The sequence below is a fragment of the Streptomyces sp. NPDC005576 genome (assembly GCF_042871745.1).
Lineage (GTDB): Bacteria > Actinomycetota > Actinomycetes > Streptomycetales > Streptomycetaceae > Streptomyces.
In genome coordinates, this window is the sequence record NZ_JBIAJC010000004.1 from 316,191 (window position 1) to 343,152 (window position 26,962).

General features: G+C 72.3%; 22 protein-coding genes. 7 read left to right on the forward strand and 15 right to left on the reverse strand.

What is annotated here, in order from left to right; translation table 11 throughout:
- Window positions 1–10: 10 nt before the first annotated feature.
- Complete coding sequence (locus ACFYPN_RS09485; RefSeq protein ID WP_358758580.1) at window positions 11–1,102, forward strand: serine hydrolase domain-containing protein; 1,092 nt, start codon at window positions 11–13, stop codon at window positions 1,100–1,102.
- Window positions 1,103–1,177: 75 nt separating this feature from the next.
- Here ACFYPN_RS09485 and rsmI read toward each other — a convergent pair whose 3' ends face one another.
- Window positions 1,178–2,080: a 16S rRNA (cytidine(1402)-2'-O)-methyltransferase gene (gene rsmI / locus ACFYPN_RS09490; RefSeq protein ID WP_358758500.1), complete on the reverse strand. Its 903-nt coding sequence runs from the start codon at window positions 2,078–2,080 to the stop codon at window positions 1,178–1,180.
- A 62-nt stretch (window positions 2,081–2,142) separates the two neighbouring features.
- Between rsmI and ACFYPN_RS09495 the strand changes: the two genes are divergently transcribed.
- The gene (locus tag ACFYPN_RS09495; protein WP_358758498.1) at window positions 2,143–3,912 is read left to right on the forward strand and encodes a phospholipid carrier-dependent glycosyltransferase; all 1,770 of its coding nucleotides are present in this window, start codon (window positions 2,143–2,145) and stop codon (window positions 3,910–3,912) included.
- A 293-nt stretch (window positions 3,913–4,205) separates the two neighbouring features.
- The gene (locus tag ACFYPN_RS09500) at window positions 4,206–5,840 is read left to right on the forward strand and encodes a penicillin-binding transpeptidase domain-containing protein (protein ID WP_358758496.1); all 1,635 of its coding nucleotides are present in this window, start codon (window positions 4,206–4,208) and stop codon (window positions 5,838–5,840) included.
- A 103-nt stretch (window positions 5,841–5,943) separates the two neighbouring features.
- Here ACFYPN_RS09500 and ACFYPN_RS09505 read toward each other — a convergent pair whose 3' ends face one another.
- Window positions 5,944–6,507 (reverse strand): helix-turn-helix domain-containing protein, encoded by a 564-nt coding sequence (locus ACFYPN_RS09505; protein WP_358758494.1) that lies wholly within the window; start codon window positions 6,505–6,507, stop codon window positions 5,944–5,946.
- A gap of 104 nt (window positions 6,508–6,611) precedes the next feature.
- On the opposite strand from ACFYPN_RS09505, the gene ACFYPN_RS09510 reads away from it, so the two are divergent.
- Window positions 6,612–7,520: an NmrA/HSCARG family protein gene (locus tag ACFYPN_RS09510; protein ID WP_358758492.1), complete on the forward strand. Its 909-nt coding sequence runs from the start codon at window positions 6,612–6,614 to the stop codon at window positions 7,518–7,520.
- A gap of 147 nt (window positions 7,521–7,667) precedes the next feature.
- Here the strand turns inward: ACFYPN_RS09510 and ACFYPN_RS09515 are convergent, their stop codons facing one another.
- Both ACFYPN_RS09515 and ACFYPN_RS09520 read right to left on the reverse strand, forming a co-directional pair.
- The gene (locus tag ACFYPN_RS09515; protein WP_358758490.1) at window positions 7,668–9,146 is read right to left on the reverse strand and encodes a UDP-N-acetylmuramoyl-L-alanyl-D-glutamate--2,6-diaminopimelate ligase; all 1,479 of its coding nucleotides are present in this window, start codon (window positions 9,144–9,146) and stop codon (window positions 7,668–7,670) included.
- A gap of 186 nt (window positions 9,147–9,332) precedes the next feature.
- Window positions 9,333–9,485 carry a hypothetical protein gene (locus tag ACFYPN_RS09520; protein WP_358758488.1) on the reverse strand — a complete coding sequence of 51 codons (153 nt, stop codon included), beginning with the start codon at window positions 9,483–9,485 and terminating at the stop codon, window positions 9,333–9,335.
- Between the two features lie 160 nt (window positions 9,486–9,645).
- On the opposite strand from ACFYPN_RS09520, the gene ACFYPN_RS09525 reads away from it, so the two are divergent.
- A complete protein-coding gene (locus ACFYPN_RS09525) occupies window positions 9,646–10,200 on the forward strand; it encodes a YbaK/EbsC family protein (protein WP_358758486.1) in 555 nt (184 codons plus the stop codon).
- A 129-nt stretch (window positions 10,201–10,329) separates the two neighbouring features.
- Here the strand turns inward: ACFYPN_RS09525 and ACFYPN_RS09530 are convergent, their stop codons facing one another.
- The 5 genes from ACFYPN_RS09530 to ACFYPN_RS09550 all read right to left on the reverse strand — a co-directional run bounded on the left by ACFYPN_RS09530 (window position 10,330) and on the right by ACFYPN_RS09550 (window position 15,279).
- Complete coding sequence (locus ACFYPN_RS09530; protein WP_358758484.1) at window positions 10,330–11,124, reverse strand: SDR family NAD(P)-dependent oxidoreductase; 795 nt, start codon at window positions 11,122–11,124, stop codon at window positions 10,330–10,332.
- Between the two features lie 140 nt (window positions 11,125–11,264).
- A complete protein-coding gene (locus ACFYPN_RS09535; protein ID WP_389297618.1) occupies window positions 11,265–12,425 on the reverse strand; it encodes a serine hydrolase domain-containing protein in 1,161 nt (386 codons plus the stop codon).
- A gap of 97 nt (window positions 12,426–12,522) precedes the next feature.
- Complete coding sequence (locus ACFYPN_RS09540; RefSeq protein WP_358758576.1) at window positions 12,523–13,326, reverse strand: ABC transporter ATP-binding protein; 804 nt, start codon at window positions 13,324–13,326, stop codon at window positions 12,523–12,525.
- Window positions 13,327–13,405: 79 nt separating this feature from the next.
- Entirely contained in the window at window positions 13,406–14,167 is a 762-nt protein-coding gene (gene cbiQ / locus ACFYPN_RS09545; RefSeq protein WP_358758482.1) for a cobalt ECF transporter T component CbiQ, read from the reverse strand.
- Window positions 14,168–14,175: 8 nt separating this feature from the next.
- Window positions 14,176–15,279, reverse strand: a complete 1,104-nt coding sequence (locus tag ACFYPN_RS09550; RefSeq protein ID WP_358758480.1) for an energy-coupling factor ABC transporter permease — start codon at window positions 15,277–15,279, stop codon at window positions 14,176–14,178.
- A gap of 231 nt (window positions 15,280–15,510) precedes the next feature.
- Here ACFYPN_RS09550 and ACFYPN_RS09555 point away from each other — a divergent pair, with 231 nt between their 5' ends.
- Complete coding sequence (locus ACFYPN_RS09555) at window positions 15,511–15,870, forward strand: SsgA family sporulation/cell division regulator (protein WP_358758479.1); 360 nt, start codon at window positions 15,511–15,513, stop codon at window positions 15,868–15,870.
- 194 nt (window positions 15,871–16,064) lie between these two features.
- On the opposite strand, the gene ACFYPN_RS09560 is transcribed toward ACFYPN_RS09555, so the two are convergent.
- Both ACFYPN_RS09560 and ACFYPN_RS09565 read right to left on the reverse strand, forming a co-directional pair.
- A complete protein-coding gene (locus ACFYPN_RS09560; protein ID WP_358758477.1) occupies window positions 16,065–18,296 on the reverse strand; it encodes an MMPL family transporter in 2,232 nt (743 codons plus the stop codon).
- Window positions 18,297–18,439: 143 nt separating this feature from the next.
- Window positions 18,440–19,054, reverse strand: coding sequence for a TetR/AcrR family transcriptional regulator (locus tag ACFYPN_RS09565; RefSeq protein ID WP_358758476.1), 615 nt, complete (start codon window positions 19,052–19,054; stop codon window positions 18,440–18,442).
- A gap of 179 nt (window positions 19,055–19,233) precedes the next feature.
- Between ACFYPN_RS09565 and ACFYPN_RS09570 the strand changes: the two genes are divergently transcribed.
- Window positions 19,234–22,857, forward strand: coding sequence for a S41 family peptidase (locus tag ACFYPN_RS09570; protein ID WP_358758474.1), 3,624 nt, complete (start codon window positions 19,234–19,236; stop codon window positions 22,855–22,857).
- A gap of 194 nt (window positions 22,858–23,051) precedes the next feature.
- Here the strand turns inward: ACFYPN_RS09570 and ACFYPN_RS09575 are convergent, their stop codons facing one another.
- The 4 genes from ACFYPN_RS09575 to ACFYPN_RS09590 all read right to left on the reverse strand — a co-directional run bounded on the left by ACFYPN_RS09575 (window position 23,052) and on the right by ACFYPN_RS09590 (window position 26,943).
- Complete coding sequence (locus tag ACFYPN_RS09575; RefSeq protein WP_358758472.1) at window positions 23,052–23,243, reverse strand: hypothetical protein; 192 nt, start codon at window positions 23,241–23,243, stop codon at window positions 23,052–23,054.
- A gap of 213 nt (window positions 23,244–23,456) precedes the next feature.
- On the reverse strand, window positions 23,457–24,341 hold the full coding sequence (locus ACFYPN_RS09580) for an SDR family oxidoreductase (RefSeq protein WP_358758470.1): 885 nt from the start codon (window positions 24,339–24,341) through the stop codon (window positions 23,457–23,459).
- Window positions 24,338–25,303: an alpha/beta fold hydrolase gene (locus ACFYPN_RS09585; protein ID WP_358758468.1), complete on the reverse strand. Its 966-nt coding sequence runs from the start codon at window positions 25,301–25,303 to the stop codon at window positions 24,338–24,340. The genes ACFYPN_RS09580 and ACFYPN_RS09585 overlap by 4 nt, the downstream gene beginning before the upstream one ends.
- Entirely contained in the window at window positions 25,300–26,943 is a 1,644-nt protein-coding gene (locus ACFYPN_RS09590) for an NAD(P)/FAD-dependent oxidoreductase (RefSeq protein ID WP_358758467.1), read from the reverse strand. The genes ACFYPN_RS09585 and ACFYPN_RS09590 overlap by 4 nt, the downstream gene beginning before the upstream one ends.
- Window positions 26,944–26,962 lie beyond the last annotated feature (19 nt).

The window sequence follows — 26,962 nt, forward strand, 5'->3', positions numbered from 1 at the left end:
CGGCCCCGGCGTGGTCCCCGACCGGGGCTCGGGGGACGACGGGCTGCTGCTGGCGGAGGCGGCCGGGGCGATCGGCCCGGCGCCCGACCTGGTGCTCGCGCTCAGCCGCCACGGCCGGCGCACCCTGCACGTCGCCGGCACCACGCCCCCGCCCGAGGACCGGCCGCGCGACCTCCTCCGGTACGAGCTCGGCTCGGCGTCCAAGACCTTCACCGGGCTGCTGCTCGCCCGGCTGGTCGCCGCCGGGCGCCTCTCGTACGACGACCCGGCCGCAGAACTCCTGGCGCCCGGCGACCCGGTGCACCCGTCCGTACGGGCGATCACCCTGCGCCATCTGATCACCCACACCTCGGGGCTGCCCGGTCTGCCGGCCGACTTCTACCCGCAGGCCGTACCGCGCTGGACCACCGCCCCGTACGCCCGTTACCCGGCCGACCGGGTCGTCCGGGCCTTCCTGCGGGCCCGCCCGCGCCACGCGCCCGGTACCCGCTGGCACTACTCCAACTTCGCCGTCGCGGTCCTGGCCCACACCCTCGCCGCCGCGACGGGCACCCCCTGGGACGTCCTCGTCCACCGGGAGGTGCTCGCCCCGCTGCACCTGGACGCCACCTCGCTCGCCCCGGGACGCCCCGGAGCCGACGCGAGGGGCCATCTGCGGAGCGGGGCAGCGGTGCCGGTGCTCGACATCGGCGGGTTCGCCGGGGCGGGGGCCGTCCGGTCCACCCCGCACGACCTGCTCACCTTCCTGGAGGCCCACCTCGCGGCCGGCGGCGCGTACGGAGAGGGCGGGGCGGCCGGGGGCACGCCGTCCGGGCCGCCGCCGGACACGACGCCCGACGCACCGCTCGCCGCCGCGCTGGCCGGGATGGGGCGGCCGGTACTCCGCCGGGGCCCGCGGCACACCCACACCCACACGCTGACGTGGTTCCAGCACGCGTCACCGCACGGCCCGGTGAACTTCCACGCCGGGGCGACCCCCGGGCAGCAGGCGTTCCTCGGCTACTGCCCGGCCACCGGCACGGCGCTGGCCGCCGTCTGCACCCGGCGGGTGTCGCTCAGGGACCCGTTCGTGGCGACGGCCCACAGCCTGCTGACCGGCTGAGCAGCCGAGCGCTGAGTTGCCGACCGGCTGAGCTGCTGACCTGCTGACCTGCTCACCGGCTGAGTTCGGCGGGGTTCAGGCGCCGGGCGTCCCCGGTGCGCGGGCGGCGTTCTTCGCCGCCACCACCGCGTCGAACACCTCGCGCTTGGGCAGGCCGGCGTCCGCCGCGACGGCTGCGATGGCCTCCTTGCGGCGCTCCCCCGCCTCCTCCCGGACCTGGACCCGGCGCACCAGCTCGGCCGCGTCCAGCCCCTCCGCGCCGGTGTCGCCCGCGCCCTCCACGACGACGGTGATCTCGCCCCGTACGCCCTCCGCCGCCCACACCGCCAGCTCACCGAGCGGGCCGCGCTTCACTTCCTCGTACGTCTTCGTCAACTCGCGGCAGACGGCGGCCCTGCGGTCCGCGCCGAAGACCTCGGCCATCGCGGCGAGGGTGTCGTCCAGGCGGTGCGGGGCCTCGAAGAAGACCATGGTGCGGCGCTCGTCGCCGACCTCGCGGAGGCGGCCCAGGCGCTCGCCCGCCTTGCGGGGCAGGAAGCCCTCGAAGCAGAAACGGTCCACCGGCAGTCCCGACAGCGCCAGCGCGGTCAGCACCGCCGAGGGGCCGGGCACGGCGGTGACCTTGATGTCCTTCTCGACGGCGGCGGCGACCAGGCGGTAGCCGGGGTCGGAGACGGACGGCATCCCCGCGTCGGTGACCAGCAGCACCCGCGCGCCGCCGGTCAGCGCCTCGACCAGCTCCGGGGTGCGAGCGGTCTCGTTCCCCTCGAAGTACGAGACGACCCGTCCCGTGGTGTGGATGCCGAGCGCCTGGGTGAGGCGGCGCAGCCGGCGGGTGTCCTCGGCCGCGACGACGTCGGCCGTCTCCAGTTCGGTGGCGAGGCGCGGCGGGGCGTCCGCCACGTCACCGATGGGGGTCCCCGCGAGAACCAGCGTTCCGATCGTCGGCTTTCCAGGCGTTCCAGGCGTTTCAGTCACAGGAACCATCCTCCCAGCCCCAGCAGCCCCCCTCGCACAGATGCTTTCCCTACGATGGCGCGGTGACGAGTACTGCGCCCGACGCCCGGCAGGGCCACGAGGCCGGGGACGAGCTCCCCGGTGAGCAGCCTTCTCCCTGGGAGCGGCGGCTGCACCGCTTCGGCCACGTGCCCCGGAAGGACTTCGGGCTGCGCGAACGCCTGATCCCTCCCTACAACCGGCCGAGCCCCCGCACCTGGGGCGTCCTCGGCGTGCCACCCGCCCTCTCGGGCCGGCTGGAGCGGTGGTCGGGATGGGGCGGCCCGCTGCTGGTGACGCTGGTCGCCGGGGTGCTGCGTTTCTGGCGGCTGGGGCAGCCCGACGCGGTGATATTCGACGAGACGTACTACGCCAAGGACGCCTGGGCCCTGATCAACCAGGGGTACGAGGGCGCCTGGCCCAAGGACGTCGACAAGCTCATCCTGAACGACCCGTCCCGGGTGAAGGTCCCCGTCGACCCCGGATACGTGGTCCATCCGCCGGTCGGCAAGTGGGTCATCGGACTCGGCGAGCAGATGTTCGGCTTCAACCCCTTCGGCTGGCGCTTCATGGTGGCCCTGCTCGGCACCCTGTCGGTGCTGCTGCTCTGCCGCATCGGGCGCCGGATGTTCCGCTCGACGTTCCTCGGGTGCCTGGCCGGCCTGCTGCTCGCGGTGGACGGGCTGCACTTCGTGATGAGCCGCACCGCGCTGCTCGACCTGGTGCTGATGTTCTTCGTCGTCGCCGCCTTCGGCTGCCTGGTCAACGACCGCGACTGGGCCCGCCGCAGACTCGCCGAGGCCCTCCCTGTGGACGAGGAGGGGGTGCTCCGCCCGGACACCCGGATCGCGGAGACCCTCCGCCTCGGGTGGCGGCCCTGGCGGCTCGCGGCCGGGCTGATGCTCGGCCTCGCCTTCGGGACCAAGTGGAACGGCCTCTACATCCTGGCCGCGTTCGCCGTCATGTCCGTCCTCTGGGACGTGGGCGCCCGCCGCACCGCCGGCGCACTCCACCCGTACGCCACCGTCCTCCGCCGCGACCTGCTGCCCGCCTTCGTCTCCACGGTCCCGGTCGCCCTCGCCACGTACCTCGTCTCCTGGACGGGCTGGCTGGTGACCGACAAGGGGTACGACCGCCACTGGGCGGAGACGGCGGAGGGCCGCAACAGCGGCTGGAGCTGGCTCCCCGACTGGCTGCGCAGCCTCTGGCACTACGAGCGGCAGGTCTACGACTTCCACGTGGGCCTGACCTCCGGCCACACGTACCAGTCGAACCCCTGGAGCTGGATCGTCCTCGGCCGTCCCGTCTCGTACTTCTACGAGGAACCCACCTGCGCCGACTCGGCGACCGGCAAGTGCGCCCGCGAGGTCCTGGCCCTCGGCACCCCGCTGCTCTGGTGGGCGGCCTGCTTCGCCCTCGTCTACGTCGTCTGGCGCTGGCTCTTCCGCCGCGACTGGCGGGCCGGCGCCATCGCCTGCGGGGTCGCGGCGGGGTGGGTGCCGTGGTTCTTCTACCAGGAACGCACGATCTTCCTCTTCTACGCGGTGGTCTTCGTACCGTTCCTCTGCCTCGCCGTCGCGATGATGATCGGCGCGATGATCGGCCCCGCGGCGGACACCGGCACCCGCGCCGAACTGGGCCTCCCCACCTCCGACCCCACCGGCGAACGCCGCCGCGCGATCGGCGCGGTGGCGGCGGGGCTGCTGGTGCTGCTGATCGTGTGGAACTTCATCTACTTCTGGCCGCTCTACACGGGAACGCCGATCCCGGAGCCGGACTGGCGGAACCGGATGTGGCTGGATACGTGGGTGTAGCGGCGTGAAGCCGCCAGGAGGGCCCGGCACCGTCGCGTACGTCGCGCGCGGTGCCGGGCCCTCCTGGCGTGTGCCCTACTCGCGGGCTCTGAGGTCCAGGACGGCTCCTGGCGCCACCCCGACCGCGAAACCCCCACCGGAGAGCGCTGCCCGGCTCCGACCGGAACCCATCATCCCGGTCTTATAACAACGCCCGCCCCCACCACGCATGTCCCGTACAGTCATCCCCGCAGACAGCTCTTGAACGCGTTCAAGAAAGCGCGTGCTGGAGGACTACGGGGGAGGGCCGCACCATGCGAAGCGGAGCCAAAGTCGCCATCGTCGGCGGAGTGTTCGTGCTGATGGCCGGGGGGTTGAGCTACGGCGCGTACACCGTGCTGTTCGACGACGGGAGCGGGGGCGGGGGCATCGGCTCGCAGAGCGCGCCCGCCGAGGTGAAGACCGGACCGCCGGACGCGAAGGAGATCGCCGCCACGTCCAAGGCGTTCTTCGCCGCCTGGACCTCCGGAAACGGGGCGGAGGCCGCGGAGTTGACGAACAACGCGGCCGACGCCGAGCCCGTGCTGACCGGCTACTCCACCGAGGCGCACATCGAGAACCCGGTGATCACCCCGGGCCCCGCTGTCGGGGCGACCGTGCCGTACACGGTGAAGGCGACCGTCTCGTTCGAGGGGAAGAGCAAGCCGCTCTCGTACTCCTCCAAGCTGACCGTGGTGCGCGGGCTGACCACCGGCAAACCGCTCGTCGACTGGCAACCCACGCTCGTACACCCGCAGTTGACGAAGGGTGCGACGCTCGTCACCGGGGAGCCGTCCGCGCCCGAGATCGAGGCGGTGGACCGTGACGGCAACGCGCTGACGGCGGAGAAGTACCCGTCGCTCGGGCCGATCATCGCCACGCTGCGGCAGAAGTACGGGGAGAAGGCGGGCGGCACCGCCGGCATCGAGACGTGGATCAAGGGCGCGGACGAGGCCACCCCCGACATCACCCTGCTGACGCTCGCCAAGGGCAAGCCTGGCAAGGTCCAGACGACCATCGACGCGAACGTGCAGGCCGCGGCCGAAGAGGCGGTGAAGCAGTTCGACGGAGCTTCCGTCGTCGCGGTCAGACCGTCGACCGGGGCCATCCGGGCGGTCGCCAACAATCCGGCGACCGAGTTCAACGTGGCGCTGGAGGGCCAGCAGGCACCCGGCTCGACGATGAAGATCGTGACTGCCGCGATGCTCCTGGAACGCGGCAAGGCCACGGCCAACGGAGCTGTCGAATGCCCCGCGGACGTGATGTACCAGGGCAGGACGTTCCACAACCTGAACAACTTCTCGCTCCCGGACGGCAGTACCTTCACCCAGACCTTCGCCAACTCCTGCAACACCGGCTTCATCAAGCTGATCGACGACGTGGACGACGACGCCGCGCTCGCGAAGGAGGCGAAGGAGGTCTTCGGGATCGGGCAGGACTGGAAGACCGGTGTCACCAGCTTCGACGGCAGTGTGCCGGAGGAGACCGGCGGTGAGGCCGCGGCCCAGTACATCGGGCAGGGCACGATCCAGATGAACGTCCTCAACATGGCGTCCATCACCGCCACGGCCCGCACCGGGACCTTCCACCAGCCGGTCATCGTGCCGCTGGACCTCGACGGCCGGCCGGCCGCCACGGCGTCGCGTTCGCTCCCGTCCTCGGTCGTCCAGCAGCTCACCACGATGATGCGGGCCACCGCTTCGTGGGGCACCGGCGCGAAGGCCATGGCCTCGGTCGGCGGCGACAAGGGCGCGAAGACCGGCTCCGCCGAGGTCGACGGGCAGGGGAAGTCGAACAGCTGGTTCACCGGATTCAGCGACGACCTGGCGGCGGCCGGAGTGGTCCAGTCCGGCGGCCACGGTGGCGACGCGGCCGGCCCGATCGTCGCGGCGGTGCTGCGCGCGGGGTGAAGGCGGGTCGTGTGGCCGGCGGGCCGTTTGGGAGAGGTCATCGTAGGGGCGTCCCGGTCCAGGGTGGTGGCTCCCCCGTGCGGCGAGACCTCACACCCTCGCCTCATTTCTGAGGGCTGACTCCCCCCACCGCCAGACCGAGCAGCCGGTGTGCCTCGGCTACGGCGTCCGGGTGGTGTTCCGTGGCCAGGGCGATGCCCGTCACCAGCGCCACCAGGTCGGCGACCGTCACCTCCGGTGCCACCGCACCCGCCCGCACGGCATGCCGCAGCAACGGGTCGGCCGTCTCGGTGAGCTTCGCCGAGCAGGTGTTCACGTGTGCCGGGTCATCGGCCATCCCGTCCTGGACGAGCGCGTCGGCCATTCCCCTTGCGGAGGCGGCGTACGTGGTGAGTGCGCTCAGCCACTCCAGCAGCGCAGCTCGCGCGTCAGCCGCTCCGGCCAGCTCTCCCGCGCGGGCGCACAGGCCCTCGATCCGCTCGCTGAACACCGCCTCCAACAGCGCGCGCCTACTGGGGAAGTGCCTGCGCACGGTGGCCGAGCCGACCCCTGCGGTGCGGGCGATCTGTTCCAGGGACGCGTCACGGCCGTGCGCGGCGACCTCCTCCTCGGCGACTGCGAGGATCCGCGCGTAGTTGCGCCGGGCGTCCGCGCGCTTGGCGGTCATGGCGTCATCTCCGAGCTTGCTAAGTGGCGGGGCCCTCCGTATCGTACCGGATCATAAGTGACGGGCCTCGCCACTTAGTCGTGCGCCACCATCCGAGGAACACCATGACTACAGAATCCGCACCCGTCCTGGTCATCGGCGCCACCGGTCGGCAGGGCGGCGCCACCGCCCGCGCCCTGCTGGCGTCGGGCATTCCGGTCCGGGCACTGGTCCGTGACCCAACGTCCGTGCGGGCGAGGGCCGTCGAAGCGCTCGGCGCCGAAATGGTCACCGGCAACCTCGATGACCGCGACTCCCTGACCAAGGCCGCCACAGGAGTCCGCGCCGTCTTCTCGGTCCAGATGCCTGACATGAAAGGACGCGCCTTCGAGGGCGAGGTCGAACAGGCCGTCAACCTGATCGAAGGCGCGAGGGCCGCTGGAGTGCCGCAGTTCGTGCACACCTCCGTCTCCGGTGCGGGGCAGCACGCGAGCTGGGTCCAGGACGACTGGGCCTGGATGGAGCCGTACTACGCGGCGAAAGCCGGGATCCAGGACCGGGTGCGGGAGGCGGGTTTCCTGCACTGGACGCTGGTCAAACCGGGCTTCTTCATGGAGAACTTCCTCCCCGAAGCGGAAATCCTGTTCCCCCGCGGGGTCGAGGGCGGCCTGGTGAGCCTCCTGAAACCCGCGACCCAGCTGTCGCTCGTCGCGGTCGAGGACATCGGCAAGGCAGTCGCGGCTGCCATCGCAGCGCCGGAGCGGTTCGACGGAGTCGAGCTGGAGCTGGCGAGCGACATCCTGACCATGGAAGACATCGCCAAGGTCCTCTCCCGCACCCTGGGCACCGAGCTGGCCGCACCCGACCTGACCACAGAGGAGGCGGTCGCCGCCGGGATGCCCGACATGGGCTTCGGACAGGCACACATCAACGAGTCCCCGCAGCCCGCCCGTCCGGAATTCGCCCGGGATCTCGGCATCCCCCTCACCACCTTCGAGGCGTGGGCCCAAGCACACATGCGCGCCACCGCCTGACGCTCGGCCACTCATGCCCACCGCGACTGGCTCCACGCGGCCCGACCGTTCGACTCGAACCTTTCACTCACCACTCATAGGTGTGGCGGCCCGAAGCCCCCCGGCGAGGAAGGTTCCAGTTCCCACCTCCCGGAGGGAGGGGCTCCGCTACGCCCCGGCGAGTTCGCGCACGGTTGCCATGTCGCTGAAGGGGATCAGTTCTTCACCGACGATCTGGTGCGGTTCGCTGCCTTTGCCGGCGATCAGGACGATGTCGTCCGGTCCCGCGGCGGACAGGGCGAAGGCGATCGCGCGACGACGGTCGGCACACCGCTCGAACGGTGTGCCGGTTGCCTCGATGCCTGGGGTGATCTGGTCCAGGATCGCCTCGGCGTCTTCGTTGCGGGGGTTGTCGGAGGTGAGGACGCACAGGTCGGAGTGGGTCCCGGCGATCTCGCCCATTTCTGCCCGCTTGGTGGTGTCACGGTCCCCGCCACAGCCGAAGACGGTGATGACACGGCCCGGAGCGAAGCCCCGGATGGTGGTCAGGACCTTGTCCAGGGAGTCCGGTGAGTGGGCGTAGTCCACGATCACCGATGTGCCGCGCGGGGTCTGAAAGCGTTCGAACCGGCCCGGGATCGGGGGCATCCGGTCGAGCGCCTCGACCAGGCTGCCCAGATCGTGCCCCAGGGCGTGGCAGGCCGCCACGGTGGCCAGCGCGTTGGCCACCGAGTACCGGCCCGGTACGGGAATCGACGCCGGATACTTGCGGCCGTCGTGGTGCAGGGTGAACCGTGTGCCGGAAGCGTCCACGGTGAGGTCGGTGGCCCGGTAATCCGCCGCTTCGGCGTCCAGGCCGTAGGTGGTCACCGCGCCGGGCATCATCGCCTGGATCCTGGCGCCCACCGGGTCGTCGGCGTTGACCACCGCGCGCCGGCACAGGCCCTGGAACAGGCGGAGTTTGGCGTCCCGGTAGTTCTCCATCGTTCCGTGATCGTCCAGGTGATCCTGCGTCAGGTTGGTGAAGACCCCGACGTCGATGAACGTGCGGTCCACCCGGTGCGTCAGCAGGGCCATCGACGTGGCCTCCAGCACCACGCTGCCGGCCCCGCGGTCGCGCATGCGGCCCAGCAGATACTGCAGGTCCGGCGACTCGGGCGTGGTGAGTACCGACCTCGGCATCGAGATCGGCTCGTCGCCGATGCGACTGCCCGCCGTCCCGATGACCCCGACCGTCGCACCCTCGGAGAGCCGCAGCACCGACTCGACCATGTACGACACCGACGTCTTCCCGTTGGTGCCGGTGATCGCCACCATGTCCATCTGCCGCCCCGGCTCGCCAAAATAGCGGGAGGCGACAACTGCGGCTGCCGTCCGGGTATCGGGTACCCGTACGGCGCACACACCCGCCGCCGACATCGGAAGTTCGGGTGCACCCGCATCGACGAGTACCGCCGCCGCACCGCGTGCAAGGGCCAGTCCGACGGATCCGGGACCGCCTTCGTGGTGCCCGGGCACCACGATGAACAGCGACCCCGGCGTCACCCGACCGACATCGAAGGTCGCTCCCGCGGTGATCACCGTGGTCTCCGGGTCACCCTGGAGAATGTGGTGGTCCTGCCCGGCCAGCAGCTCGCTCAGCTTCACAATGATTCCTTCGGAGGTGGCTCGGCCAAGTCGTTCGGCCGTCGCCAGGCGGCAGCACCGACGGAGTGCCGGAAGCTGCGGTTGACGCGGAATACATGGGCGGAACATGCCCGATCAGGGCCGGACGCGACGGATCAGCCCGCCAGACGACGTCCTACGACGTTCTGGGAAGTGCGGCGAGGATCGCTATCCGTGGCCGTGCAGCGCGCCGCGGCCGGCCTGCGGCGTCCGGGCATCAGTTGCGGTCGCCGAGCCGACGGCCGCCGGCCGCGCAGTGGCCCAGCACAGCGCGCCGGTGGCCTGCTGCAGGCACTCCCTCACGGCACGTGTGCGACCCATGGGCCGAGTGTACGTCCACTCGGATGGCCGGAGACCCGCCGCGATACGCCTCCCGACAAGTGAACGGGCGCACTGCCGCGTCCGGGACCGGGTGGGGGGCCCGACGCGGGGCGGCGAATACCCCACTGCGGGGGGCGCGTTCGCGAGTAGCCTGCGGGTCATGAGTGCTTCCACCACCGGCTCCGACGCCGAACCCCAGCAGACCGCAGTACCCGCAGCCCCCGTCGTCCCCGCCGCACACGCCGGGGCGCACCCCCGGTTCGCCGCCGCGCTGGCGGAGCTGGGGCTCCAGGTCGAGGTGCGCCGCTTCCCCGACGCCACCCGCACGGCCGCCGAGGCCGCCGCCGCGATCGGGTGCGAGCCGGCCGAGATCGCCAAGTCCCTGGTGTTCGTGGCCGATGGCGACCCGGTGGTCGTCCTGATGGACGGCGCCTCCCGGGTGGACGTGGAGCGGGTGCGCGAGGTGCTGGGCGTGGCGAAGGTGAAGCGCGCCGGGGCCGACGTGGTCCGCGAGGCGACCGGGTACGCGATCGGGGGCGTACCGCCCTTCGGGCACGTCACGAGGAACCGGGTGCTCGCGGACCGGGCGCTGCTCGATCACCCGATCGTGTGGGCCGCGGCGGGAACCCCGCACTCGGTCTTCCCGCTCGACCCGAAGAGCCTGATCGCCCACGCGGGCGGCACGGTGGTGGATGTGCGCGAGCGGACCGCGTGACCCCTCCGATCGCCCGCGCGGTGCTCCTGACGGCGTTCATCCACGCCGGGTGGGACACCCTCGCCCACGGCGGGTGTGACGGCGGTCCCGGCCGCCCCGGTCAGCCTCGCAGGCACCCGCCCGCGCGCCTCACTCCCCCGCCAGCGCCTGCTTGAAGCCGGTGTGGACGGCGAGCAGGCCGCCGTCCACCCGGAGGGTGGTGCCGGTGATCCAGGAGGCGTCACGGGAGGCGAGGAAGGCGACGGCGGCGGCGATGTCGTCCGGTTCGCCGATGCGGCCGAGCGGGTAGAGGGCGGCGGCCCGGTCCAGCTCGGCGTCACGGCCCGCCCACGCCTCGGTGCGCAGGGTGCCGGGGGCGATGAGGTTGACGCGGACCCCGCGCGGCCCCGCGTGCCCGGCGAGGGTACGGGTCAGGCTGGCCAGGCCCGCCTTCGCGGCGCTGTAGGAGTGGCCGCCGAAGTCCTGCTCGCCGTTGACGGAACCGATGTTGACGATCGCGCCCCGGCCGGAGACGGCGAGGTGCGGGAGGGCGGCGCGCGAACAGCGGAAGGCGCCGCCGAGGCAGATGTCCAGGTTGCGCTGCCAGACCTCGTCGCTCTCGTCCTCGAAGAGCGGGGCGTCCGGACCGGCCGCGTAGGCGTTGTTCACCAGCACGTCGAGCCGGCCGAAGGCCGCGACCGCGTGCGCCACCGCCGCTTCCACGGCCGCCCGGTCACCGACGTCGCAGGCGAGGGATTCGGCGGCCCACCCCTCGTCCCGCATCCGCGCGGCGGTGGCTTCGGCGCGGGCGGGGTCCAGGTCGGTGACGAGCACCGACGCGCCCTCGGCGGCGAGCCTGCGGGCGGTGGCGGCGCCGACGCCCTGCCCGGCACCGGTGATGAGAACGCTGTGGCCGTCGAAGCGCGGGAGCGCGTGGGGTGTCATGGGGGCGACCGTACTGCCCGGGAGCGGGAGCCGGTCACGGGGGTTGCCGGCTGCAGGGAACCGCCGCCGCTGGTGCGGGGCTTGGGCCAGATACCCGCAAGGCCCGCACGCCCGCCAACTCGCCCCACCCGCGGCCCGGTTCAGAGCGCCGAGCGTACCGCCCGGATCAGGGCCTGGGCGCGCGGGTCCGCGGTGACTCCCTTCTGGAGGCCGTTGGTGACGTAACCGAGGGCGATACGGGTCTCGGGGTCGGCGAAGCCGAGGGAGCCGCCGCGTCCGGGGTGGCCGAAGGAGCCGGGGCCGAGGAGCGGGGCGGCGGGGCCGTGGAGCATGTAGCCGAGTCCGAAACGGGTGTTGACGACGAGGACCCGGTCGGGGCCGTTGGACTCCTCGGTACGGGCCAGGGTCAGGGTGGCCGGGGCGAAGAGGCGGTGGCCGTCGACCTCGCCGATCATCGCGGCGTAGCAGCGGGCGAGTGCGCGGGCGGTGGCGATGCCGTTGGAGGCGGGGAGTTCGGCGGCCCGGTAGGCGGGGTCGTTCTCCTCCGCGTCGGGGTGGATGGCGCCGAAGGCCCGGCGGGTGAGCGAAGTCGGGTCGGCGTAGGCCTCGGTGACGGAACGTCGGGGGCGCATCCGCAGGGCGCCGGGGTCTCCGGCCGCGGGCGGCTCGATGGGACCGATGCGGCCGATGCGGTGGGCTTCGTCGACGGGGAGCCCGAACCAGAAGTCCAGGCCGAGGGGACGGCCGATCTCCTCGGCGACCCAGCGGCCGATGGTCCGGCCGGTGGCCCGGCGGACGAGCTCGCCGATGAGCCAGCTGTACGTCTGGACGTGATAGCCGTGGTCGGTGCCTGGCTCCCACTCGGGCCGCTGGGCGGCGACGGCGGCCGGGCCGGTGCGGCCGTCGACGGCCTCCGCCGGGGTGAGCGGGCGATCGAGGGCGGGGACACCGGCGCGGTGGGCGAGGAGGTCGCGTACGAGGACGCGTTCCTTGCCGTTCGCCTTGAACTCGGGCCAGTACGTGCCGACCGGGGCGTCCAGGTCCACCTGTCCGCGCTGGTGCAGCATCAGGGGGACGGCGGCGGCGATGCCCTTGCCCGCCGAGCGGACGACCTGGACGGTGTCCACCGCCCAGGGTTCGGTGCCGTCCACGTCCCTCGTACCGGCCCAGAGGTCCACGACCTTGCGGCCGTCGCGGTAGACGGCGACGGCCGCGCCGCGCTCACCGCGCTCCTCGAAGTTCCGTACGAAGGCGTCCCGGACCGCTTCGAATCCGGGGGCCACCGTGCCCCGTACGTCCACGCCTGCTTCCGCGCTCCCGCTCATCCCCCCATCCTGCATTGCCGCGCAGGTCCGACGGGGGGCGGGTCACCTGCTGTTAACGGTTGACGGTCGACGATCAGCGGTTGACCGTCACGGAACCGGGATCGAAACCGAAAGGCAGTTCCAGGCGGTGCGCCCGCATCAGTTCCTGGTCGAGGAGGAGGTCCTGCGTACGGTCGTCGGCGGCGATGACCCCGTCGCTGAGGATGACGGCGCGGGGGCAGAGTTCCAGGGCGTACGGAAGGTCGTGGGTGACCATCAGGACGGTGACGTCCAGGGAGCGGAGGATGTCGGCGAGTTCACGGCGGGAGGCCGGGTCCAGGTTGGAGGACGGCTCGTCGAGCACGAGGATCTCGGGCTCCATGGCGAGGACGGTGGCGACGGCCACCCGGCGGCGCTGCCCGAAGGAGAGGTGGTGCGGCGGGCGGTCGGCGTACTCGGCCATGCCGACCCGGGTGAGGGCGGCGGTGACCCGGGCCTCCAGCTCGGGTCCGCGCAGCCCGGAGGCGGCGGGGCCGAAGGCGACGTCCTCGCGGACGGTGGGCATGAACAGCTGGTCGTCGGGGTCCTGGAAGACGATGCCGACCCGGCGGCGGATCTCCGCGAGGTTCCGCTTCTCGACCGGGAGCCCGGCGACCCGGACGGTCCCGGCGCCCGCGTCGAGGATGCCGTTGAGGTGGAGGACGAGGGTGGTCTTCCCGGCGCCGTTGGGGCCGAGCAGGGCGACGCGCTCGCCCCGGGCCACGGTCAGGTCCACCCCGAAGAGCGCCTGGTGGCCGTCCGGGTAGGCGTAGGCGAGGCCGCCGACCTCAAGGGACGGCGGCGCGGGGGCGGCGGAGGGACCGGCGGCGGTGGGACCGGCGGGGGTCGGGCTGTTCATGGTGCTCATCCCAGCAGACGTACGGATGGAGGGTGCGGGGAGCCCGCGGGATCGTCGGCCGCCGTGGGGTGCGGGTTCCTCACAGGGCCCACCCGAGGGCGCAGACCGCGAGGGCGGGCAGCGGGAGGGCCGCCGCGTACGCCCACTGGGCGCGGGTGGCCGTCACCTCGTCGATGACCGGCATGGTGCCCGCGTACCCTCGGCTGACCATTGCCAGGTGGACCCGCTCGCCGCGTTCGTAGGAGCGGATGAAGAGGGCGCCGGCCGACTTGGCGAGGACGCCCCACTGCCGTACCCCGCGCGCCTCGAAGCCGCGGGAGCGGCGGGCGACGGACATCCGGCGCATCTCGTCGGTGATGACGTCCCCGTACCGGATCATGAAGGACGCGATCTGGACGAGGAGCGGCGGCAGCCTGAGCCGCTGGAGGCCCAGCAGCAGGGCGCGGAGTTCGGTGGTGGAGGCGAGGATCACCGAGGCGGCGACGCCGAGGGTGCCCTTGGCGAGGACGTTCCAGGCGCCCCAGAGGCCGGCCACACTCAGGTGGAGGCCGAGGAACGTCGTCTGCTCCCCCGGTACGACGAACGGCATGAGCAGCGCGAACGCGACGAACGGGACTTCGACGACCATCCGCTTCAGCAGGTACCCGGCCGGAATCCGGGCCACCGCGGCGACGGTGGCGAGCAGCGCCGCGTACAGCGCGAAGGCCCACACCGCCTCGCGGGGGGTGGAGACCACGACGAGGACGAAGCAGAAGACGGCGGCGAGCTTGCAGTGCGGGGGCAGTGCGTGGACCGGTGAGTGTCCGTGCCGGTAGAGACGGTGGGCGTGGCCGGAGCCCATCGCGGGCCTCAGACCTTCTCGGCGAGCGGCCCGGTGGCGTCGGCGGAGCCACCGGCCGTCACGTCCGCGCCGTCGCCCCGCCGGCGGCGGAGCACCCAGAACACGGTGCCGCCGACGACGACGGTGACGCCGACACCGATGACCCCTGCGAGGCCGCCGGAGAGGCGGGCGTCGTCGACGTCCTTCACGCCGTAGCCGGCGAGCGGGGAGTCGGCGGAGGCGTGCTCCTTGACGTTCCTGTCGATGCCCTGGTCGGTGGCGACCTTCTCCAGACCGTCGGGGCTGGCGGAGGCGTAGTACGAGACGAATCCGGCCAGCACGAGGGCGGTGAGCAGGCCGGCGGCCAGCAGACCGCGCGTGGAGCGGTGAGCGACGCCGACGGTCTTCGTGGGCTTGGCCGCCGGTCCGGAAGCGGCGGGGGGCGCGTCGATCAGCTTTCCGTCCACGCGGAGCTTGAGCGGCGTGGCGAAGCCCTTGGCGCCGTGCACCAGGTCGGGGCGGACCGCGATGACGGCGCCGACCGTGGCGGCGGTGATGACCGCCTCGCCGATGCCGATGAGGACGTGGACGCCGACCATCGCCTTGAAGACGTCGCCGATGGGGATGTCCGTGGTGCCGCCGATCCAGTAGATCAGCGTGAAGGCGGTGGCGGCGGCGGGTACGGAGACCAAAGCGGCGACGAAGGAGGCGACCGTGAGGGTGCTCCGGCGGCGCGGCAGGACCCGCATCAGCAGGCGGAAGACCACGTACGCGACGACGGTGGTGACCACGCCCATGTCCGTGATGTTGACGCCGAGGGCGGTGAGGCCGCCGTCCGCGAAGAGGACGCCCTGCATCAGCAGCACCACGGAAACGCAGAGGACCGCGGTGTAGGGACCGACGAGTATCGCCGCCAGTGCCCCTCCGAGGAGGTGCCCGCTGGTACCGACCGCCACCGGGAAGTTGAGCATCTGCACGGCGAAGATGAAGGCGGCCATCAGCCCGGCGAGCGGGGCGGTGCGCTCGTCCAGCTCGCGGCGGGCTCCCCGCAGACTGACCGCGACGGCGCCCGCGGCGACGACTCCGGCGGCCACGGAGACAGGTGCGTTGATGAATCCGTCGGGTACATGCATGGGGAGGCTCCGCTTCTGCGGGGTCGGCGGGGACGGGTCGGCCGGAAGGGGTCGGCGCGGGCCCGGTCGCGGGCAGTGGGGCTGCGACCTGGGCTGACCGGAACCCGCCAATCATAGGGTGTTCTTGCGAACGATGCGCAAGAGCGCATGTCTCACATTTACGCGCCGCGCACGCGCCGTGAAATATGGGACATTGGATTGCAAAGCGTTAATAACAGGAGGAGTCGGCCGATGTCCCCCGTGATCGAAGAACACACCCTGGCCCGTCTCATCACCGACGGCCCGCTCACGCGCCCGGTCCCGGTCGACCTGCGCTACGACGACGACGCCGATCCCGGCACCGTCCACCTCGTCTTCGACGGCGGCACGGAGTGGGCGCTCGGCCGTGAGCTGCTGGAGGACGGCATGAACGCGCCGGTCGAGAGCGGCGAGGTGCGCCTCTGGCCCGCCGGGCGGGCGCAGTTGATGGTGGAGCTGCACTCGACCGGCGGAGCCGGAGTCGAGGTGTTCCAGATCGAGAACGCGGCGCTCCAGCGCTTCCTGTGCCGCACCCGCACCGAGACCGCCCCGCCCGCCGCCGCCGGGCGCTGACCCGCGCACGCCCCGCACACGTACGTGCGACGACAAGCCCCCGTGCCGCCGGCACGGGGGCTTGTCGTCGCACCGGCACCCGTCCCCACAGGTGCCGGCGCATCCGGTGCCGCACCCCGCTCAGGCGCGGCCCCGGAGTAGCGAGGAGCCGCCGGGCCGGTGGGCCCGGCCGCTCGGGGCGACGGCGGAGGCCGTCAGACCCGGCTCAGCTCGCGCTCGCCGCCGGCCGGCCCTTCGCCGTCACCGGCGTCGGCGTCGGCGTCGGGGAGGTGCTTGCGCAGGCCCTCGCCCTCGACGTCGACGTTCGGCAGGGCGCGGTCCAGCCAACGCGGGAGCCACCAGGCGCGCTTGCCCAGCAGGGCGAGCACGGCGGGGACGATCGCCATGCGGACCACGAAGGCGTCGAAGAAGACGGCGATCGCGAGACCGAATCCGATCATCTTGATCATTGCCTCGGTGGCGCCGATGAAGCCGCCGAAGACCGCCATCATGATGACCGCCGCCGCCGTGACCACACGGGCGCCGTGCTTGAAGCCGGTCTCGATCGCCTGGTGCGGGGTCTCCCCGTGGACGTACGCCTCCCGCATCCGGGTGACGAGGAAGACCTCGTAGTCCATGGCCAGACCGAAGACCACGCCGACCATGAAGATCGGCATCATCGACATGATCGGGCCGGTCGTCTCCACACCCAGCAGGGAGGCGAGCCAGCCCCACTGGAAGACCGCGACGACCGCGCCGAGTGCAGCGACGACCGAGAGCAGGAAGCCGAGGGCCGCCTTCAGCGGGACGAGGATCGAGCGGAAGACCAGGATCAGGAGGAGGAACGCCAGGCCGACGACGAGCCCCAGGTAGGGAATGAGCGCGTCGTTCATCTTCTGGGAGAAGTCGATGTTCATCGCGGTGGCGCCGGTGACCAGGACCTCGGCGCCGGTGTCGCTCTTGATGTGCTGACCCGCGTCCCGGATCTGGTGCACGAGGTCTTCCGTGCCGGCCGAGCTGGGCCGGTCCTTCGGGACGACCGTGATCGTCGCGGTGTCGCCGGCCTTGTTGAAGACGGCCGGGGTGACGGCGGCGACGTGGCCGATGGACTCGATCTCGTCGGAGACCTGCTTGACGGCGGTCTTGCCGTCCGAGCTGTGCCGGGTGTCGACGACGACCATCAGCGGCCCGTTGAAGCCGGGGCCGAAACCGTCCGACAGCATGTCGTACGCCTGGCGCTGGGTGGTGCTCTTGGGCTGGGAGCCGTCGTCCGGCAGGCCCATCTCCAGCGAGGTGGCCGGCAGCGCGATGGCACCGAGGCCGAGGACCCCGATGATCAGCACCCACACCGGGCGGCGCAGCACGAACCGGGCCCAGCGGGTGCCGCCGTTCGGCTTGGCGTCGGGACGGTTCTCGGCGGCGGCCTTGCGTGCCTTGCGGCCCATGATCCGCCTGCCCGCGAAGCCCATCAGGGCCGGGACCAGGGTGAGGGCGATGAGGACGGCGACGACGACCGTGCCGGCGGCGGCGAAGCCCATCTTGGAGAGCATGGGGACGTTGACGACGGCGAGACCCGCGAGGGCGATGACCACGGTCAGCCCGGCGAAGACGACGGCGGAGCCGGCCGTGCCGACCGCCCGTCCGGCGGCTTCCTCCGGCTTTTGCCCCTCGGCCAGTTCGGCCCGGTAGCGGGAGACGATGAAGAGCGCGTAGTCGATGCCGACGGCCAGGCCGATCATCGCCGCGAGGGTGGAGGTGGTGGTGCCGAGGTCCAGCACGTTCGCGAGCGCCGTGATCGAGCCGACGCCGATACCGACGCCGATGATCGCGGTCAGCAGCGGAAGTCCGGCGGCGACCAGCGAGCCCAGGGTGACGACGAGCACCACTGCGGCGAGAACGACGCCGATGGCCTCGGTGGCGCCGCCCTCGGCGCCGGGTTCGAGCGCGTCGCCGCCGATGGCCACGGTCATCCCGCTCGCCTCGGCGTCGTCGCCCGCGGTCTTCAGGGCCTTCTGGGTCGCATCGGTGATGTTGGCGGCGTCCTGGGTGTAGGAGACCGAGATGTACGCGGTCGAACCGTCCTCGCTGACGGCGTTGGCCGTGTAAGGGTCGGTCACCGAGGCGACCTGTTCGGATCCGCTCTTCAGCTCACCGACGATCTTCTCCACGTCGGCCCTGTGGGCCGCGTCGGTCACCTTCTGCCCGTCCGGGACGCTGAAGACGACCCGGGCGGTGGCGCCGTTGGCGTGGGAGGCGGGGAAGCGCTGCTCCAGCAGGTCGAAGGCCTTCTGCGCCTCCGTGCCCGGTATGGAGAAGGAGCTGGAGGTGGGAGTGGTCGCGGTGGCGGCACCCACACCGGCGACTGCCAGCAGGGCAACCCAGATGAGGGCGACATAACGCCGCTTGCGGAACGCGAGGCGCCCGAGTCTGTAAAGGAAAGTGGCCACGGAGGCGGACTCCCGGTCAAGTCGTGTGCGGGAAATGAGGCATGAGGAACCAGCCCGACGACGAGAGCGGCGTGTCAGGTGGAGCGGTGGGGAGCGGACCGCCGGGAAGCGGCCGGGGAGGTCGGACGCCGGTGTCCGAGGGGTCAGGCTGGGACGGGGCTCACAGCCCCGGCCGTGGTCCGCCCGGCAACACCGAGGGCGGGGAGCACCACGGAGTCGACGTATTCGAGGAGGAACTCCTGGTCGACGGGGCGGCCGTCGACCAGGTGCCGGACGCCGAGGGCGCCCATCAGCATGTGGGGTACGTACTTGAGCGCCGGATTGTCCGGGTTCAGCTCACCCCGCTCGACACCCCTGCGCAGCAGCAGGGCGAGTCCGGAGAGCTCCGGCTCGACCAGCAGATCACGCAGGGCCTGGTGCAGATCGGGGTTGTCGTGGACGGCACGGCTCAGGCCCCGCATCAGCGCGGTGTCCTGTTCCATGCGGCAGTCGTCGGTACGGGTCACGACGGCGTGGAAGTCTCCACGCACCGATCCCGTGTCGATGTCGGCGAGGCTCACCGGCTTGTTGTGCCGCAGGGCCGTCACCACCAGCTCGGGCTTGCTCCTCCACTGGCGGTAGAGGGTGGCCTTGCTGGAGTGGGTGCGGGCGGCGACGGCGTCCATGGTCAGGGCGTCGTAGCCGACTTCTCGGAGCAGGTCGAGGACGGCGGCGAACAGCTCGCTCTCGCGTTCAGGCGTGAGCCTGGTGCGTGCCATGGGCGCCGACCCCCTTCCGTACTCCGGTCCACGGCTCGCTCACAGGAACGAAACCGTTTCGTACAGGTGAGCCTACGTCCGCCTCCAAGCGAAACGGGACCGTTTCGCTTGTGGGGTAGGCCACATGTTTCCCGCGTCACGAGTTGCCCCCGGACCCACCCACCGAAAGCATGGGTGGGGTGAGTGACGACGTCGCGTATCTCCGTTTCCCCCACCTCCACCAGGACTTGCTCTGCTTCGCGGCCGAGGACGATCTCTGGGTCGCTCCCCTCGCCGCCGCCGGGCACCGGCCGGGCCGCGCGTGGCGACTGACCGCCGACCGCACCCGGGTCAGCCACCCGCGCTTCTCCCCCGACGGCAGCACCCTCGCCTACACGACCTGGCGCACCCTCGACCCCGAGATCCACCTCGCCCCCGTCGACGGCGGACCGGCGCGCCGCCTCACCCACTGGGGGTCGACCGATGCCCGGGTCTGCGGCTGGACCCCCGACACCGGTGAGGGCGCGCAGATCCTGGCCGTCTCCTCGCACGGCCAGCCGTTCTCGTACTTCTCCTGGGCCTACAGCGTGCCCACCGACGGCTCCCCCGGCGGGCGCCTCCCCTGGGGCCCGGTCTCCGACATCGCCGTCGCCGACATCGACGGCGAACGCCGCACCCTGCTGCTCACCGGGACACCGCCGCACGAGCCGGCCGCCTGGAAGCGGTACCGGGGGGGCGCGACCGGGCGGCTCTGGCTGCACGGCCGACGGCTGCTGCCGGGCATCGGGGGCCACCTCGACGCCCCGATGTTCGTGGGCCGGCGGATCGCGTTCCTCTCCGACCACGAGGGCGTCGGCAACCTCTACTCCTGCCTGATGGACGGCACCGACCTGCGCCGTCACACCGACCACGACGCCTTCTACGCCCGCCACGCCTCCAGCGACGGCACCCGCGTCGTCTACCAGTGCGCCGGTGAGCTCTGGCTCGCCGGGGATCTGGAGGACCCGGCCGCCACCCCCCGGAAGCTGGAAGTGCGGCTCGGCGGCCCGCGCTCGGGACGCCGTACGTACCAGGTACCGGCCGCCAGCCACGTCGGCTCGCTCTCGGTGGACGAGACGGGCCGGGCGAGCGCCGTCAACGTGCGCGGCTCGCTCTACTGGCTCACCCACCGCGACGGCCCCGCCCGCACCATCACCGACACCCCGGGCGTACGGGTCCGGCTGCCGGAGATGCTCGGCAGCGGCGGCCAGGTCGCCTACGTCACCGACGCGGACGGCGAGGACGCCGTCGAGATCGCCGCCCTGCCTCGCGCCACCGGCGACCGCCCCACCCGGCGGCTCGCCTCCGGACAGCTGGGGCGGGTGCTGGACATGATCTCCGACCCGGAGGGCGAACGCCTCGCCATCGCCTCGGACGACGGGCGGCTGCTGCTCCTGGACACCACGGACCAGGAAACGGCGGACGCGACGGCGGGCGGCTTCGGGGGCGCTTCGGCGGACTCTTCCGCGGGGCCGGCCACGGCCTCCTTCGTGGGCTCCTTCGTGGGCGCCGAGCCGCCGGGGTCGGGGCCCGGCGGCTCCACCCGGGCGGAGGTCTTCCGCGCGCGGGCCGAGGGAGTCGCCGAGAGGGCCGAGGCGGTCGAGGAAACGGCGGTGGCCGCACTCGCCGAGACCGCCGGGGGTGCGGCGGAGGGAGAGCCGGCGGACGCGACCACGGCGGAGACGGGCGAAGGGGTGGGAGCCGGAGCCCGAGCCGGCGACGACAGTGCCGCACCACCGCCCCCCGGCCGGGTCACCGAACTCATCCGTTCCGTCAACGGCCCCGTGCGCGACCTGGCGTTCTCGCCGGACGGCGCCTGGCTCACCTGGTCGCACCCGGGCATCGGCCGTTCGTTGCGGCAGATCAAGCTGGCCCGGATCTCCGGACCGGGGGCGCCGGTGATCGTCGATGTCACCAACGGCCGCTTCGAGGACGAGAATCCCGTCTTCACCGAGGACGGCCGGTACCTCGCCTTCCTCTCCTGGCGCGGCTTCGACCCGGTGTACGACGTGCACACCGGCGACCTCTCCTTCCCGCTGGGCTGCCGCCCGTACCTGGTGCCCCTCTCCTCCGCGACGCCGTCGCCGTTCGCGCTCTCACCCGACGGCCGCCCGGCGGCGGGCGGGCTCGACCCGCTGGACCTCCCGGACACCGGTACGGCCGAGGGGACCGCGCCGGTCACCGTCGAGTTCGAGGGGCTGGAGAACCGGGTGGCGCCGTTCCCGGTCGCCGCCTCGAAGTACTCCGCCCTGCAACCGGTCAGCGGGGGTGGCCTGGTCTGGCTGCGGTGGCCGATCTCCGGCGCGCTCGGCGAGACCTTCGCCAACCCGGCGGACATGTCGGGCCGCCCGACGCTGGAGCACTTCAACATCACCAAGGCCCGCAAAACGGAACTCGTCGACCACCTCGACTGGTTCGCGGTCAGCGGCGACGCGACCCGGCTCGTCGTCATGGACGAAGGGGAGTTGCGGGCCGTCCCCTCCAACGAGCCCGGCGACAGCGACTCCACCACCTATCTCGACCTGCGTCGCATCCTGCACGAGGTGGACCCGGCGGCCGAGTGGCGGCAGGCGTACGCCGAAGCGGGGCGCATCATCCGCTCCTACTTCTGGGAACCGGACATGTGCGGGATCGACTGGTCGGGAGTGCTCGACCAGTACCGCCCACTCGTCGAACGCGTCTCCTCGCCCGACGAGTTCGCCGACCTGCTCCGCGAAGTCCTGGGCGAACTGGGCACGTCGCACGCGTACGTCACCCCCGCCCGCCGCAACGAGGGCCCCCCGCACTACCAGCGGGCGATCGGCCTGCTCGGTGCCAACCTCGTCTGCCGGGACGGGGCGTGGACCGTCCGGCGCGTCCTGCCCGGCGACTCCTCCGACTCCAAGGCCCGCTCCCCGCTCGCCGGAACGGGCATCCGGGAGGGTGCCGTCCTCACCCACGTGGACGGCCGCCCCGTCGATCCGCTCACCGGCCCGTACCCCCTGCTGACGGCGGCGGGCGGCACGACGGTCGAGCTGACGTTCCTCCCGCCGGGCGGCCAGGGGCGCCCGCGCCGTGTCGCGATCATGCCGCTGGTGGACGAACGGCCGCTGCGCTACCAGGACTGGGTGGCCAAACGGCGTGAGGTCGTACGGGAGTTGAGCGGCGGCAAGTGCGGCTATCTGCACATCCCGGACCTCGGCGGCTCCGGCTGGGCCCAGTTCAACCGGGACCTCCGGATGGAGGTGTCCCGGCCCGCCCTCATCGTGGACGTACGCGGCAACGCGGGCGGCCACATCAGCGAGCTGGTGGTGGAGAAGCTGACCCGCAAGATCCTCGGCTGGGACCTGACCCGGAACGCGCAGGCCGTCTCGTACGCATCGAACGCGCCGCGCGGGCCGGTGGTGGCCCTCGCGGACGAGGCCACCTCCTCGGACGGCGACATGATCACCGCCGCGTTCCGACTGCTGAAACTGGGCCCGGTGGTGGGGCAGCGCACCTGGGGCGGGGTGGTCGGCATGACCGGACGCCACCGGCTGGGCGACGGCACGGTGATCACGGTGCCGATGAACGCCGCCTGGTTCGACACGTACGGCTGGTCGGTCGAGAACCACGGCGTCGAGCCGGACATCGAGGTGCTGCGCACCCCGCTGGACTGGGCGGAGGGCCGGCACGCGGTACTGGACGACGCGGTGCGCCTCGCGCTGGAGCTGCTGGAGGAGCAGCCGGCGGCGACCCCGCCGACGTTGGACGCGGTACCGGACCGGCGCAGGCCGCCACTGCCCCCGAGGCTGCCCCCGGGGTGAGGGGCCGGTGCAGGGGAGCCCGGGGCCGCACGGGCTCGGGCTCCCCTGCACCGCTCTCCACGCCGGGGGGCTCCGCGCCGGGGAGGGGGCCGCACCGCGCAGGCGCCGCGCACGCCGAAGAGGCGCATCCTGTCGTCCGGATGCGCCTCTTCCCGACGGACCTCCGGCCCGGGGCCGGTCAGGACCTCAGGCCGTCAACGGTCAAAGCGCTCGCGGGCCTTGTCGGCCGCGTCGTCGGCGCGGTCGCGCATGCCCGACTTCTCGTCGCCCCGGTCGCCGGCGCCCTTGGCACGCTCGCTCGCGGCGTCCTTGCCCTTGCCCGGCTTCTGCTTGGCCTGGTCGGCGAGTTCCTGCGCCTTGTCCTTGAACTGGTCTGCGATACCCATGCTGTTCACTCCTGGGGGATGCGTGGGGCCTGGGGGGACCGCCCCGTGAGGAGCGGCCTCGCTCAGCCTCGCACGGCCGGACATACCGCGCATTTTGATCAATGACGCAGTGTGCCGACCGGCGTGTCGCCCCGTGTGCAGCCCGCACGCCGACCGTGTGCCGCCTCGTACGTCGACGCTGTGCCGCCCCCGTACCGCCCGTGTGCCGGGCGGTCAACGACGGGGCGTACGGACCTGCGTGTCCGCGGCACCGCCGGCTCCGACCAGCCCCTTGGGGATGGCGTCGAGCCGAGAGGCGAACCGTTTCATCTCGCGGGCCCCCACCGTGCCGATGAGCATGGGCAGGTAGCCGCGCACCGACTGCATGCCGCGCAGCCACCCCTGGGCGTAGACGTGCGAGGAGCGCCGCTCGATGCCGGCCACGATCCGGTCGACCGCCGGACCGAGCGGGTAGGTCCGGTTGGTGGGCCAGGGCAGCCGGCCCCGCAACTCCCGCATGACCTCGTCCTGGTCGGCGCCGCGCACCATGTCGGTGTCGGTCCAGGAGAGGTAACCGACGCCGACCCGCACGCCCCGGTAGCCGACCTCGGCCCGCAGACTGTGTGCGAAGGCCTCGACGCCCGACTTCGACGCGCAGTACGCGCTCATCATCGGCGCCGGGGTCATCGCGGCGAGTGAAGCTATCTGGAGGAAGTAGCCCCGGCTCTCCATCAGTACCGGCAGGAACGCCCGGCCGGTGACCGCGCTGCCGATGAGGTTGACCTCGATGACCCGGCGCCAGGCCACCGGGTCGGAGTCCACGAACGGCCCTCCCGTGGCGACCCCGGCGTTGGCGACGACCACGTCCACCTTGCCGAAGCGGTCCTTGACCTCCTGAGCCACCTGCGTCATCGCCTCGTGGTCGGTGACGTCCGCGTACCAGTGGGCGCTCTCCCCGTAGAGGCGCTCCGAGACCTGCTTCAGCTCCTCCGGTTCCAGGCCGACCAGGGCCAGCGTGGCGCCGCGCGCCGACAGTTTGCGCGCGAGCAGTTCGCCCACACCGCGGGCCGCGCCGGTGACGACGACGACCTGTCCTTCGAGACTCCGGGCGGCGCTCATACAACGTCCTCCTTCTCGGTCGTGGTGGTCCCGGTGAGGTGACCGGCGACAAGTTCGCGGATCTTCGCGCTGACGGCTTCCGGTGCTTCGAGCGGCGTCATGTGCCCCATTCCGGGCAGCGCGGTGAGACCGAGGAAGTCCGGCAGGGCGGCCGCCAGCGCGCGGGAGTGCACGGGCGGGGTCATCCGGTCCTCCCGTCCCACCAGCACCGCGGTCGGCACCCGCAGCTCGGCCACGTCGAGGTCCAGATCGAGGCCGGAGAGCACCTGCCCCCAGGCGGCGCGGGCCTTACGGGGGCAGGCATGCACGATGCGCGCACAGGTCTCCACCCGCTCGGGCGACGAACCGGGCCCCATCGTCGCGAACTTGAGCAGGCTCCGGGTGAGGGGCGTGACCGGCCCCAGCGGGAGGGACGCCCGCAGGAGCGCCCGGGTCCCGCCGGTCCGCACGACCCCCTTCGGCAGCGTGAGCACCCGGGCCTGCGACGCCAGCCGCCCGCTGCCGGTGCTGCAGAGCAGTACGGCGGCGGCGTGCTCCCGGAACCGGGGGCGGCGGGCGGCGGCCATCAGCGTCATCCCACCCATGGAGTGACCCGCGAGCACCGCCTTCCGGCCGGGCGCGAGGGTGGCGGCGAGCACCGCCTCCAGGTCGTCGGCGAGGGCGTCGGTGCTGTGCCCGCCGGGGCCGACGTCCGGGCTGCCGCCGTGCCCGCGCTGGTCGTAGGCGATGACCCGGTGGTCGGCGGCGAGGTCGGCGATCTGGGCCGCCCAGAACCGGGTGCTGCACGTCCAGCCGTGCACGAGGACGACGGCGGGCGCCTCCTCGGGACCGTGCACTTCGACGTGGACGCGCGAGCCGTCGGCGGAGACGGCGAAGAGCGTCCGCTCGGGTACGGGCGCCTCGGGTACGGACCCGGGGTCCCCGGGCCGCTGTCGTGGGCTCCGCGGGCTTCGCGCTCTCATCGGGTGGCCTCCTCGGTCACGGGCCGGTCCGGTCCGGCGAGCTTGGCGTTCGGTACTGCTGTCGGGGCCACCGGGTCCTTCGCGGCCTTCCCGCCATGGGGAGCCGGGGAGGGCTTCCCGGACCCGCCGGACCTCTGGGCGACCACCGTAGGGGGCCGAACGGTCGCGGAGGCGCGGATCACGTCGTACTCCGCCAGATCGACTGACCTGGTGGCGCGGCGGAAGTCGGCCGTGGTACCGGGCCAGACGGTGGTGTTGCGGCCGTTCTCGTCCAGGTACCAGCTGGTGCAGCCGCCGGTGTTCCAGACGGTGCGCTCCATCCTCCGCTGGACACGGTCGTTCCACCCGTCCACCGCTGCCGGGCGCGCGGCGAGCGCGGTGCCGGTACCGAGCACCTTCAACTGCTTCAGGTAGTCGGCCATGTAGTTCAGCTGGGACTCGATCATGAGGATCATCGAGGAGTTCCCGAGCCCGGTGTTCGGGCCGATGATGGTCATCCAGTTGGGGAATCCGGCGGCGGTGGCGCCGCGCAGCGACCGCATGCCGGTCTTCCAGCTCTCGGCGAGGGTGATGCCCTCCGCGCCGACGACCCGTTCGGCGATCGGCATGTCGGTGACGTGGAAGCCGGTGCCGAAGATGATGGCGTCCGCCTCGGTCTCCGTACCGTCCGAGGCGACGAGCGTCGATCCGCGCACCTCGGCCAGGCCGGAGGCCACCACGTCGACGTTGGGCCGGGCGAGCGCCGGATAGTAGGTGCTGGAGAGCAGGATGCGCTTGCACCCGATGCGGTACGACGGGGTGAGCTTGGCGCGCAGCGCCGGGTCCTTGATGGCCCGCGCCATGCCTGCCTTCGCCAGGGACTCGATCAGCCCGAGCCCGTCCGGGTACTTCGTGAAGGCGCTGACCTGCAACTCCCTTATGCCCCACAGCAGTCCGCGCCGAGCGGTGCCGGTGGCGGGGACCGTGCGGTGCAGCCACCGCTCGGCACGGCCGATGGCCCGGTCGACGCGCGGCATCACCCAGGGCGGGGTGCGCTGGAAGAGCGTCAGCCGGTCCACCCGGGGCTGGATGGCGGGCACGATCTGGATGGCGGAGGCGCCGGTGCCGATCATCGCGACGCGCTTGCCGGCCAGGTCGTAGTCGTGGTTCCAGCGGGCGGAGTGGAAGACCTCGCCCGGGAAGGTGTCGAGGCCGGGGATGTCCGGCATCTTCGGGTCGGAGAGCGGCCCGGTCGCGGAGACCACGACGTCCGCGACGATCGTGGTGCCGTTGGCCGACTCGATCACCCAGTTGAGCGCCTCCGTGTCCCAACGCATCACGGTGACTTCGTGGTTGAGCCTGAGGTGCGGCCGGATGCCGAAGGTGTCGGCCACCCGCTCCAGGTACGCACGTATGTGCTCCTGGCCGGAGAAGGTGCGCGGCCACTCGGAGTTGGGCGCGAAGGAGAAGGAGTACAGGTGCGAAGGCACGTCGCAGGCGCACCCGGGGTAGGTGTTGTCGCGCCAGGTTCCCCCCACGGAGCCGGCCCGCTCCAGGACGACGAAATCGGTGATGCCTTCGCGGCGCAGCCGGACCGCGGCCCCGAGGCCCCCGAATCCGGATCCGATCACCGCCACCCTTACGTGTTCGTGCTGGGCCATGCCGCCGCCTCCCGCGGTA

Coding starts and splice junctions, on each gene's coding strand:
- ACFYPN_RS09500 (WP_358758496.1), top strand. CDS start 4,206: ATGCGAAGCGGAGCCAAAGTCGCCATCGTCGGCGGAGTGTTCGTGCTG.
- ACFYPN_RS09505 (WP_358758494.1), bottom strand. CDS start 6,507: ATGACCGCCAAGCGCGCGGACGCCCGGCGCAACTACGCGCGGATCCTC.
- ACFYPN_RS09510 (WP_358758492.1), top strand. CDS start 6,612: ATGACTACAGAATCCGCACCCGTCCTGGTCATCGGCGCCACCGGTCGG.
- ACFYPN_RS09520 (WP_358758488.1), bottom strand. CDS start 9,485: ATGGGTCGCACACGTGCCGTGAGGGAGTGCCTGCAGCAGGCCACCGGC.
- ACFYPN_RS09525 (WP_358758486.1), top strand. CDS start 9,646: ATGAGTGCTTCCACCACCGGCTCCGACGCCGAACCCCAGCAGACCGCA.
- ACFYPN_RS09530 (WP_358758484.1), bottom strand. CDS start 11,124: ATGACACCCCACGCGCTCCCGCGCTTCGACGGCCACAGCGTTCTCATC.
- ACFYPN_RS09540 (WP_358758576.1), bottom strand. CDS start 13,326: ATGAACAGCCCGACCCCCGCCGGTCCCACCGCCGCCGGTCCCTCCGCC.
- cbiQ (WP_358758482.1), bottom strand. CDS start 14,167: ATGGGCTCCGGCCACGCCCACCGTCTCTACCGGCACGGACACTCACCG.
- ACFYPN_RS09550 (WP_358758480.1), bottom strand. CDS start 15,279: ATGCATGTACCCGACGGATTCATCAACGCACCTGTCTCCGTGGCCGCC.
- ACFYPN_RS09555 (WP_358758479.1), top strand. CDS start 15,511: ATGTCCCCCGTGATCGAAGAACACACCCTGGCCCGTCTCATCACCGAC.
- ACFYPN_RS09565 (WP_358758476.1), bottom strand. CDS start 19,054: ATGGCACGCACCAGGCTCACGCCTGAACGCGAGAGCGAGCTGTTCGCC.
- ACFYPN_RS09575 (WP_358758472.1), bottom strand. CDS start 23,243: ATGGGTATCGCAGACCAGTTCAAGGACAAGGCGCAGGAACTCGCCGAC.
- ACFYPN_RS09580 (WP_358758470.1), bottom strand. CDS start 24,341: ATGAGCGCCGCCCGGAGTCTCGAAGGACAGGTCGTCGTCGTCACCGGC.
- ACFYPN_RS09585 (WP_358758468.1), bottom strand. CDS start 25,303: ATGAGAGCGCGAAGCCCGCGGAGCCCACGACAGCGGCCCGGGGACCCC.
- ACFYPN_RS09590 (WP_358758467.1), bottom strand. CDS start 26,943: ATGGCCCAGCACGAACACGTAAGGGTGGCGGTGATCGGATCCGGATTC.